Raw genomic sequence first — 965 nt, 5'->3', positions numbered from 1 at the left:
ACCACTCCACCCGGAACAACGACTCACCGGCACCGGATACCTTCAACTCCTCACCAGAGACCACCCGCAGCACCAACGACTCCACCGACGCGACCGGAACCCCCGCCCCGTCGGCGAGGTCCAGCGACAGCGCCTCAGGCCCCGACGACGTCAGCCGCACCCGCAACGACGACGCACCCGACGCGTACAGCGACACACCACTCCACGCGAACGGCAGGAACAACCCCTCACCATCGGACTCCTCCGCACCCGAGAACGCCCCGGCATGCAACGCCGCGTCCAGCAACGCCGGATGCAGACCGAAACCGCCAGCCACTTCCTCCTCGCCCGACGGCAGAGCGACCTCGGCGAAGACCTCCCCCTCGCGCTTCCAGACGGCGCGCAGCCCCTGGAACACCGGCCCGTAGCCGTATCCACGGCCGGCCAGCTCCTCGTACAGGTCGGTCACGTCCACGGCCACCGCGCCCTCCGGCGGCCACACAGCCAGTTCCTGTCCGGCCGTCGGCGCATCCGTGCCGAGCTGTCCGCTCGCGTGACGTGTCCAGTCGGCGCCGGACTCGGCGTCGTCGGGCCTCGAGTACACCGCGACGGGACGCACCCCGTCCCTTTCCTCGCCCACCGAGACCTGGACGCGTACCGCGCCCTGGTCGGGGACCACGAGCGGGGCCTCGATCACCAGCTCGCGCAGGGTGCTCGCGCCGACCTCGTCGCCCGCGCGGATCGCCAACTCCACCAACGCCGCGCCCGGCAGAAGCACCGTGCCCGACACGACGTGATCGGCGAGCCACGGCTGGGCCGCCAGCGACAGTCGGCCCGCGGCCAGAACACCGCCCGTCTCGGGCACATTCGCGACGATGTCGAGCAGCGGATGCCCTGCCGACAGGCCCGGTACGCCGTTGGAGGCCACCGGGTTCAGCCAGTAGCGCTGGTGCTGGAAGGCGTAGGTGGGCAGGTCGGTGCGGTGG

Annotated in this window: 1 protein-coding gene; it reads right to left on the bottom strand. The window is 71.4% G+C overall.

Features of this window, described 5'->3' with window-relative positions:
* A partial coding sequence (locus tag ABEA26_RS36040; protein WP_345598300.1) for a polyketide synthase dehydratase domain-containing protein occupies positions 1–965 on the bottom strand: 965 nt, incomplete at both ends.

The sequence above is a fragment of the Streptomyces marokkonensis genome (assembly GCF_039539045.1).
In the GTDB taxonomy this organism is placed as follows: domain Bacteria; phylum Actinomycetota; class Actinomycetes; order Streptomycetales; family Streptomycetaceae; genus Streptomyces; species Streptomyces marokkonensis.
The sequence above is the reverse complement of the archived record's forward strand: the minus strand, read 5'-3'. Positions and strand labels throughout refer to the sequence as shown.